The organism is Aggregatibacter sp. HMT-949 (genome assembly GCF_041734645.1).
Classification (GTDB): Bacteria; Pseudomonadota; Gammaproteobacteria; order Enterobacterales; family Pasteurellaceae; genus Rodentibacter.
The window spans coordinates 253626-263104 of record NZ_CP162010.1; the positions used below are offsets into that span (position 1 = coordinate 253626).

Consider the following 9479-nt stretch of genomic DNA (forward strand, 5'->3'; position numbering starts at 1 on the left):
TCTGATTTCAAGTCAGTAGCTTGCCAAGGCAAGCCGTAGTTGGAGTAAATACTTATATTATTGCATCGCTAAATTTTAAATTAACTTTTTATTATAGCCTCTCAATACAATTCATTAATTCGGTAATATGTGCGGATAAGGCTGGATTATAATCAATACAATCTAAAGGATTTAATATCCTATGTTTAAATAATTTTGCTTTTTCAAAAGATTTTCTGATTACCGAATCTAAATCACCATTATTATTTCTAGAAAAGGTATAACCAAAATTATTTTTTAATACTTCTAAACATCCCATATTATCGGAGAAAATAACCTGAGTACCGGATAAAACAGATTCTATACCGACTAATCCAAAAGGTTCATAAATTGATGCCATAATTGTATAGTCTGCAGCTTGATATAAGTCAGACATATTCTTAACAAAGCCTAATGAAGTAATATTTTTAGCGTTTCTAACCGGCGTGCCGGCAACAACTAAACGAATCGGTAAATCAGACTTTTCAAAATAATTCTTTAAAATATCAAAACCTTTTCTCACATGTCCTGTTGAAGGAAATAAGTAGATGATTTCATTATCATTAAAACCGAATTTCTTTCTTAACTCAGCTCTTTTATTATCTGTCGGTTGTGAGAACTTTTTAGTATCTACCGGCGGATATAATACTAAAATTTTATTTTTATCTACATAATAATGCTTTATTAATTCATTTTTCATCATTTCTGAATGAGCAATAATTAATTTAGCATAAGAAAGTGACGTCTTCTCATTTTTTATTTTTAACTTATCGCTAATGCTTTTTTTCTTACCAATCGTATTTAAATACCCACTATGATTTCCTCCACAAAAAACAATATCTGCTTTTGTGTAGATTGTTGTCATCGAAATGACATCTTTACCATTCTTATTAAAGAAATATGATAATAAAAGTTGTCTCAAAGGCTTAGGAATTAGCGTTATATTGACTTTTTTAGCTTCAATAAATTGATTTTCAACTAAATTAAGATCAAATTTTGTTGAATATACAATAGGCTTAATGCCAATTTGATTAAATCCATTAACAAGATCAATGGTATATCTTTCCATACCTCCACCATATTGGAATTTCATACAGTCAATGGAAAAATCTTTGTTTAATTTATTCATAGAGTATTGGTTTCTCGTTAATAATATGATCGCAGTAACTACCAAGAATAACTTTATTTATATATCTTAGTTTGTGTATGTTGGTTTTTTCTTTTATTAGATTAAATTCTTTATTATCGAATTTATTATTTAAGTTGTAATGTAATAAATGAGGAATAGTATCATCAATGATCTTACATTTCCTATCTTTTAGATATTTACTATTTATAATCTCATTGTACATAATTTGAAAGAAAAAATAATGAGGAACATTTTCCTGAGTCTTCCAAAAGTTCATTAAAATATCTAATAGAGTATGAATAGTAAGATCATGAGGCCTAGAGATAATAAAGCTATTTAATACATTCACTCTATGCTTATCTGACCAATTAAAATAAGCAATATCATATTTACGCCATTTTTCCTTATCTTTGGCATTTAAATCTCTTTGAAACATAAAATAATCTGATTCTAATAATTTATCAGATATTTTACCGGTAAGAAAAATTGTTGCATCAAGCCATACACCGCCATAAATATCTAATAAGGCAAGGCGAATTAAGTCAGAAAAGAAAGCATGATTAAAATTGGGATTTGAATTTTTTTTATTATAAATAAACTCAGGTAAATCAAGATACTCCTTCAAATTGCTATCGTCCAAACGAATTACTTCATATTCTCCTTTAAAACGATCTACACTAGAAAAACATACCTTTACTAAATCAGGACTATTTTTAATTCCTTGTGCCCAATATTGCCAAATGATTCTTTTTCCAATTAATTCTTGCTTAACCGACTTTAAGGTAAAGCGTTCCAATATATTAGAAAAATAAAGATCAATAAACTCCCTAAAATATTTTGCTGTGTAAAATTGCTGTTTTAAATCAACAAATAATTCTATTTTTTTTCTAAATCTTTTGGGTATTAATCCTCGATATATATTTTTTAATATAGGCTTTTTAGTCAAAAGAAAGAATTGTTTGGCTAAACAATAAGAAGAATATCGATTATCTACCATGATAATTTATCCATTAATCGTCTAAAAAAAGAAGCCTTCTCAGGTATGCTAAATTTATGGAATAAGCCAAACCAATTATCTTTTCCTAAATGATTTATACGAATAAAATCCTTATTTTTAAAATAAGACATTAAATATATTCCTTGGTCATCGTCAATGATATTGTTTCTTATAAACATTCGCTGGCAATCGAATACTATCTTACCGAATTTCTCCCATGATTTTTGATTTCCTACAATACAACCACCAATAATATAAGGTTTATTATTAAAAATAGCCGAATATACATCATCAATAGAGTTAATCTCAGAAATATCATTTATAGAAAATAAATGAATGTTATCTTTCTCAAATTCATAAGACCAACTTGAAAGATGATTTAAAGTTTTCATATCTCTAACATAACCAAAATCAACCCAAGCAAATTGATTTTCGTTCATATTATTTCGTGTATATTCTTGAATGGCGCGATTAACAAAAAACGTTTTTAAATTATTTACTAATACATAAGAATTAGACCAATATTCAATATTCTTAATTTGTTCGACAGAAATTCTTTTTTTAAACTCATCTAAATTCTGTATTCTCTTAATCTTGGCAAGTATATGCTTAAACTTATCTTGTAAATGAATAGTAATAATCTTTGTGGGTTTTCCTTTTCTTAATTTTAAAATTCTTTCCTTTAAATCCGGAGAAGTGAAAATAACCATTTCATTATTTAACTTGGCTAGATTTGAGAAATATTTAAAATAAGTTTTCGTTGTTCTTGTCAAATATCCTGGATAACCTTGATTTTTAGGAATATTCCCTCTCCCAATATCAAAGAATGCGGTAACGATTGTAATACGATGATTTTGATTTATATTTATATTTAAGTCTGACATAATCGAATCTATTACTTGAATGGAACAATATAGCGATTTTTAAACAGTTTCTTATAAATTTTTTTATAGATTTTTTTAGGCTTGTAATATAACGATCTCAGTCTATATAAGATTGTTTTTTTCTTTCCTTCATTAATAATCTCTCGCTCACTTTGCAATTGACTAACAAGATTTATATTTTTAGACTGAATTTGACTTTCCTGAACACACAATGCCGGTACTAATTGATAAGTATCCTGATTAAAACGATTAAACATAATAAGATCTATTGGTGATAATGCTTTTGAGGGGAGATTAGTAATAAATTCAATTAATCTTATAATCGCATTTTTTGAAATAACGTAACCTGCCGTGCCACAATTTTCTACCACGAGTTTTAATATATTTCGTTCACAATAAGAAGGTATATTCGCTTCAATGCATTTCGAATAATTTAAAAATGTCTCAAAACGTAAGACAAATGCATCATCTTCTGAAAAACGCGCGCTTAACCAAGTATCTTCAATTAAAAACTTTTCTGCATTTTCCCCGATTAAAATATCGTCTTCAAAAATATAAATATAAGGCAAATTCTCATCCAAGCATTTTTTCCAAAGCATATAATGACTCATAAAACAGCCCTTTTCTCCTGCGGAAAGATTGGCATGAGCAAGATTAGGCAAGTGAATTTGGATAAGTTGATCGAGTTCTTCCGATGGTGTAAGGGCATCATAAAATTCAAAAGGAATATGATGTTTGCCGAATTCTTTGCAGATATGCTCGCGACGCTGAACGGCGGTTTTTAAACTAATGACGTAATTGGTATGCATAAGAAATCATCATCTATTTTCGATATCGAACCGCTATATTATCTTTTATCGACATAAAACAAAACCCCGCCATTTGGCGGGGTTTCCAACAAATCCAAATTATTTTGTGCTTGGAATTTTGAAACGGCTGTTAAAGCGTTCAACACGACCACCGGTGTCAACAACACGTTGCTTACCTGTATAGAACGGGTGACATTTACCGCACACATCAAGATTAATGTCTTTGCCTAAAGTAGAACGAGTTTTGATCACGTTACCGCAAGAACAAGTTGCAGTAATTTCTTTATATTCAGGATGAATACCTTGTTTCATAGAAAACCTCAAAATGAAGCCACGCCGCTATAGGAACTTTCTCCCCACACCGCGTGAGTGAATAATACGCCGTAATCGGCACCAAATAGGCCGCGAATTATACCGAAAAAACAAAGATAAACAAGCCCTCCGTTTTTCGTGTAAAATCTCCCGCATTTTTTTATTGCATCTTTCATTTATGTTAGCAAAATCCTCTCCCGACGCCCCTTTCGCCCGCGCCCTGTTAACTTGGTACGAACAATTCGGCCGCAAAAATTTGCCGTGGCAACAAAACAAAACCCTGTACGGCGTTTGGCTATCCGAAGTGATGCTGCAGCAAACTCAAGTGGCAACGGTCATCCCTTATTTCGAACGGTTTATCGCGACCTTCCCAAACAGCACCGCATTGGCCAACGCCCCGCTCGACGAAGTGCTGCATTTATGGACCGGCTTGGGCTATTACGCCCGCGCGCGCAATTTACATAAAGCGGCGCAAAAAGTGCGCGATGAATTCGGTGGCGATTTCCCCACCGCTTTTGAACAGGTCTGGGCGCTGCCCGGCGTCGGACGTTCAACCGCCGGCGCAATTTTGTCTTCCGTATTAAATCAACCTTATCCAATTTTAGACGGCAACGTAAAACGCGTGCTTTCCCGCTATTTTGCCGTTGAAGGCTGGCCGGGTGAAAAGAAAGTGGAAAACCGCTTATGGCAACTCAGCGCACAAGTCACGCCCACCGCGCACGTGGCTGATTTCAATCAAGCCATGATGGATATCGGCGCAACGCTTTGCACGCGCAGCAAACCGAAATGCGCCCTTTGCCCGTTACGCACCGGTTGCCTTGCTCATCAAAATCAAAGTTGGGCACAATTCCCCGCTAAAAAACCGAAAAAAACCATGCCGGAAAAAGAAAGCTATTTTTTAATTTTGTCGAAAAACGGCAAAGTTTGGCTGCAACAGCGGGAAAATACCGGCTTATGGGGCGGACTTTTTTGCTTTCCGCAATTTACCGACAAAGCCGCATTGCTGCATTTTCTCGCACAAGCAGGCGTTTCTCATTATCAACAATGGCCGAGTTTCCGCCACACCTTCAGCCATTTTCATTTAAATATTCACCCGATTTACGCGGAAGTCGAAAATAGCACCGCATTGGAACGGGCAAATACAGACTGGCGCAAAGTGATGGAAAACACAAAAGAATACACCTCGAGTCTATCCAGTACAGACAAATATTGGTATGATCCGCGCCACCCCGAATCGATCGGACTGGCACAGCCCGTAAAAAATTTATTAACGCAATTTGTAAGGAATTATTATGGCGAGAACAGTATTTTGTGAATATCTAAAAAAAGAAGCCGAAGGCTTAGATTTTCAACTTTATCCTGGCGAACTGGGCAAACGCATTTTTGATTCAATCAGCAAACAAGCCTGGGGCGAATGGATTAAAAAACAAACCATGCTGGTGAACGAGAAAAAACTCAACATGATGAATATGGAACATCGCAAATTGTTAGAACAAGAAATGGTGAATTTTTTATTCGAAGGCAAAGACGTACACATTGAAGGCTATGTTCCACCAACAAATTAATCGGCAGTAAAAAATGAAAAAATATTTATTATTAGCGGCGTTATTGCCGCTTTTATATGCCTGTAGCGACTCACTAAACCGCGGCATCGATTATGACGACGTATTCGCCAAAGATACCCAAGGTTTGGATATTCTCACCGGACAATTTTCCCACAATATCGACCGCATCTGGGGCGTAAACGAATTATTGGTGGCAAGCCGTAAAGATTACGTAAAATACACCGATTCATACTACACCCGCAGCCACGTCAGTTTCGACGAAGGCAATATCGTCATCGAAACACAAAAAGATCTCAACCGCCTACACAATGCCATCGTGCATACCTTATTAATGGGCTCCGACGCCAAAGGCATCGACTTATTCGCCGCCGGCGACGTACCAATAAGCTCCCGCCCATTCCTGTTAGGGCAAGTGGTGGATAACAACGGCCAACAAATCGCCAACCAGTTCATCGCGGGCAATTTCGCCACATACTTAATTCAAAACAAATTACAAACCCGCCGCCTACAAAATGGCAACACCGTACAATTTGTCGCCATCCCGATGATTGCCAACCACGTCGAAGTGCGCGCCCAAAAATATCTACCGCTAATTCGCAAAGCCGCCCAACGTTACGGCATCGACGAAAGCCTCATCCTCGGCATCATGCAAACGGAATCCAGCTTCAACCCATATGCGATTAGCTACGCCAACGCCATCGGCCTAATGCAAATCGTACCGCACACCGCCGGCCGCGACGTATTCGTCTTAAAAGGCAAAAGCGGACAACCGTCCACCGGCTACCTATACGACCCGGCCAACAACATCGACGCAGGCGTCTCCTATTTATGGATTTTGCAAAATCAATATCTAGACGGCATCAACAACCCAACGTCCAAACGCTTCGCCATGATCTCCGCTTACAACAGCGGCGCCGGCGCAGTGCTACGCGTGTTCGACAATGACAAAGACGCAGCGATTGAAAAAATCAACCGCCTATATCCCGAACAAGTGTACCGCATCCTCACCACCGCGCACCCATCATCACAAGCGCGAAATTACCTACTAAAAGTGGATCAAGCCCAGAAAAAATTCCGCGTCAGACGATAACCACACAAAAACACACCTCCCAACACCCCCGTGGGCACACCCCACGGGCCTCCTCCCCTCACACAAACCGCCCATTTTTATCTCATTTTTAGAAAAGTAACATCAGCGCAGCGAAGACAGTTCTTCGGAGAAAGAACGGAATCCCCGTGTAAGCCGCCCATTTTTGTTAAAAATTTTTAGGAAGGTTACGCCAGCGACGCGTTCACCGAAAACAATTTTTCGAAGAAAGAAAAAACTCCCCATATAAATCGCCTTTGCGACTTTCAATTTTTAGGCAATTTTGCTCTGTTTGAGCGGCTTTGCCGCGAGTTGCAAAATTGCCGTAAAGAAAATTGAAACAAAGCAAAGAACAGCGATTTAGTCGGGTCGCCTTTCTTTTGGTTACTTTTCTTTGGCGAAGCAAAGAAAAGTAACAAATAACCCAATACCAAAAACAAACCCCGCTCACAGCGGGGTTATATTAAAAAACATCTTAATTTCATCGATTACGCTTCAAAAACGCAATAGCCAACGAACCGATACAAGTACTCGCGATAATCCAAGAAAGCTTTTCATATCCATTCATCGCCGCATAAATCGAACCAAAAATCCCACCGACGGCCATCCCGGCTGCCAATAACAGCGCGCCCATCCGCTCAATAAAAGTAAACCAATCGATTTTCACCTCGCGTTTACGTCTATTCTTGGCCTCCTCTCCGGTTTCTTTAATCACAAAATCTACCAAATCGGGACGAAACGAATTAAGCCGCTCAAGGCCATTTACATCAATAATCGGACTATCCGTCTGACTGTGCGACAAACTAAATTCATTCCCAACAGAATTTTTCGCCTTAACTTGCGTATTTTTCGTTGCCATATTTTCTCACTTTTTCATTCAACGAAACACTCACCGTCTCCACGTCCGCGCGCAACTTCGCCCGATCCACCGCAAACCCATTTCGCGTATCCGCATAACGCGCCGGACTTTGCAACACATCCGCCACAATACTCAAATCAACTAAACGTTTAAGTTTTATCATATCTCCTCCTAACACAAATCCTCTTAACCCGCGCATTATAGCGATATACGCTCAAATAGCGCAACAAAACTCCCCCCCCCACACAAACCGCCCAAAAGCAAATTTAAAAAACAAACAGCGCAACGAAGAAAGCCCGCTCCCCCGTGTAAGTCGCCCATTTTTGTTAAAAATTTTTAGGAAGGTTACGCCAGCGACGCGTTCAGCGGAGACTGCTAACCTTCCGTCAAAAAAATTTTTAACAAAAATGGAAAAAGCGGCTTAGTCGGGGCGTGTTTTCTTTGGTTACTTTCTTTTACACGAGTAAAAGAAAGTAACTCGCCCCTCGGGCGAAACCCGATCCCAAATAACCCACAAATCTCAAACCCAACACCCCCAACCCAAAACCCAAAAACAACCCAAAAATTTTACATCCCCCCCAAAAAAAACTATAATCCCCCAAATTTATCCTAGACACCCAACCCCAAAGGCCATTACCATGAAAAACGCACGCACGCACGCACGCACGCACGCACGCACGCACGCACGCACGCACGCACGCACGCACGCACGCACGCACGCACGCACGCACGCACGCACGCACGCACGCACGCACGCACGCACGCACGCACGCACGCACGCACGCACGCACGCACGCACGCACTTCGCATTCGTATTGCGCCTACTGCGCCACAGCTACTAACCCCAAACCCAAGCGCCGCCCCGATTATCACTGCGGCCCACAAAACACACCCAACACACACCCAAAACAGCACCGCATTGAAACGTCCAGTTGCACGCCTCATCGCGCGCAGTTTATCCGCTGTAGCACAAAAACTATCCAACGTATTCAACGCAGCACGCCAATCGCTAGCAAAAACGCACCATCAAAACAGCACCGCATTCAAACGCCCAACGGCACGCCTCGCCGCGCGCAGTTTATTCGCCGTAGCACACAAATTATCCAACGTATTCAACGCAGCACGCAAATCGCTAACAAAAACGCACCATCAAAACAGCACCGCATTCAAACGCCCAACGGCACGCCTCACCGCGTACAATTTATCCGTCGCGGCTTGCCGCCACACCCAATTTCACATCCTCACTGCCCACCCGACTGAGGCTCGCCAGCACCCCGCACGCGCGCCCCGGCCGGTTCCACCTTTGCGGGCCTCCCGCCGGGCAGTGTGTTTTTTTATTCACACCCCCGCCTAAATGACTTAGACGGCATTCACAAAGCCAACTGACGGCAAAATCAAACCGGCGCCCCAGCGCCCAAACACAACAAAAAACATAGGCGCGCTCCGCGCGCCCAACAACGAAAGTACAAAACAGCACCGCATTGAAAGCGGAGAAAGAACGGGGTCCCCGTGTAAATCGCCCATTTTTTGGGCGCATTTTTAGGAAAGTAACGCCAGCGGAGCGAAGCGCAGACGGCTTACTTTCCGTTAAGAAAATGTGACCAAAAAATGGAAAAGCGATTTAGTCGGGGTGCACTTTTCTTTGCTTACTTTCTTTTGTGCAAGCAAAAGAAAGTAAGTCGCCATCGGCGAAACCCGATACTAATTAACGAAGAAACTCAGTCACTTCTTATGGGCTTTCCACCTACCTCACGGAGAACCCATAACAAGAAATTTCTTCAACGGGCGCAAGCCCACAACACAACCCACAATGGAGTAT

11 protein-coding genes are annotated in these 9479 nt (G+C 39.8%); 4 read left to right on the forward strand and 7 right to left on the reverse strand.

Translation table 11 applies throughout. The features are described 5' to 3' along the window. Positions 1 to 91: 91 nt before the first annotated feature. The 5 genes from AB3F25_RS01350 to rpmE all read right to left on the reverse strand — a co-directional run bounded on the left by AB3F25_RS01350 (position 92) and on the right by rpmE (position 4149). Positions 92 to 1147 (reverse strand): glycosyltransferase family 4 protein, encoded by a 1056-nt coding sequence (locus AB3F25_RS01350; RefSeq protein ID WP_373603739.1) that lies wholly within the window; start codon positions 1145 to 1147, stop codon positions 92 to 94. Next, on the reverse strand, positions 1140 to 2144 hold the full coding sequence (locus AB3F25_RS01355; protein ID WP_373603740.1) for a capsular polysaccharide synthesis protein: 1005 nt from the start codon (positions 2142 to 2144) through the stop codon (positions 1140 to 1142). The genes AB3F25_RS01350 and AB3F25_RS01355 overlap by 8 nt, the downstream gene beginning before the upstream one ends. Beyond that, positions 2138 to 3028 (reverse strand): WlaTC/HtrL family glycosyltransferase, encoded by an 891-nt coding sequence (locus AB3F25_RS01360; protein ID WP_373603741.1) that lies wholly within the window; start codon positions 3026 to 3028, stop codon positions 2138 to 2140. The genes AB3F25_RS01355 and AB3F25_RS01360 overlap by 7 nt, the downstream gene beginning before the upstream one ends. Before the next feature lie 11 nt (positions 3029 to 3039). Further along, positions 3040 to 3837, reverse strand: coding sequence for a glycosyltransferase family 25 protein (locus tag AB3F25_RS01365; protein WP_373603742.1), 798 nt, complete (start codon positions 3835 to 3837; stop codon positions 3040 to 3042). A 99-nt stretch (positions 3838 to 3936) separates the two neighbouring features. Continuing rightward, positions 3937 to 4149: a 50S ribosomal protein L31 gene (gene rpmE / locus AB3F25_RS01370; protein ID WP_373603743.1), complete on the reverse strand. Its 213-nt coding sequence runs from the start codon at positions 4147 to 4149 to the stop codon at positions 3937 to 3939. 178 nt (positions 4150 to 4327) lie between these two features. Here rpmE and mutY point away from each other — a divergent pair, with 178 nt between their 5' ends. Genes mutY through mltC form a run of 3 tightly spaced genes read left to right on the forward strand, consistent with a single transcriptional unit; the run spans position 4328 to position 6804 of the window. Then, a complete protein-coding gene (mutY, locus tag AB3F25_RS01375; RefSeq protein ID WP_373603744.1) occupies positions 4328 to 5464 on the forward strand; it encodes an A/G-specific adenine glycosylase in 1137 nt (378 codons plus the stop codon). Beyond that, positions 5442 to 5714 (forward strand): oxidative damage protection protein, encoded by a 273-nt coding sequence (locus AB3F25_RS01380; RefSeq protein WP_373603745.1) that lies wholly within the window; start codon positions 5442 to 5444, stop codon positions 5712 to 5714. The genes mutY and AB3F25_RS01380 overlap by 23 nt, the downstream gene beginning before the upstream one ends. A gap of 13 nt (positions 5715 to 5727) precedes the next feature. Next, on the forward strand, positions 5728 to 6804 hold the full coding sequence (mltC, locus tag AB3F25_RS01385; protein WP_373603746.1) for a membrane-bound lytic murein transglycosylase MltC: 1077 nt from the start codon (positions 5728 to 5730) through the stop codon (positions 6802 to 6804). Between the two features lie 478 nt (positions 6805 to 7282). Here mltC and AB3F25_RS01390 read toward each other — a convergent pair whose 3' ends face one another. Continuing rightward, positions 7283 to 7660: a hypothetical protein gene (locus tag AB3F25_RS01390; RefSeq protein WP_373603747.1), complete on the reverse strand. Its 378-nt coding sequence runs from the start codon at positions 7658 to 7660 to the stop codon at positions 7283 to 7285. After that, positions 7635 to 7823: a hypothetical protein gene (locus AB3F25_RS01395; RefSeq protein WP_373603748.1), complete on the reverse strand. Its 189-nt coding sequence runs from the start codon at positions 7821 to 7823 to the stop codon at positions 7635 to 7637. Before AB3F25_RS01395 ends, AB3F25_RS01390 begins: the two co-directional genes overlap by 26 nt. Before the next feature lie 756 nt (positions 7824 to 8579). Here AB3F25_RS01395 and AB3F25_RS01400 point away from each other — a divergent pair. Then, complete coding sequence (locus AB3F25_RS01400) at positions 8580 to 9014, forward strand: hypothetical protein (RefSeq protein WP_373603749.1); 435 nt, start codon at positions 8580 to 8582, stop codon at positions 9012 to 9014. The last annotated feature ends 465 nt before the right edge of the window (positions 9015 to 9479 follow it).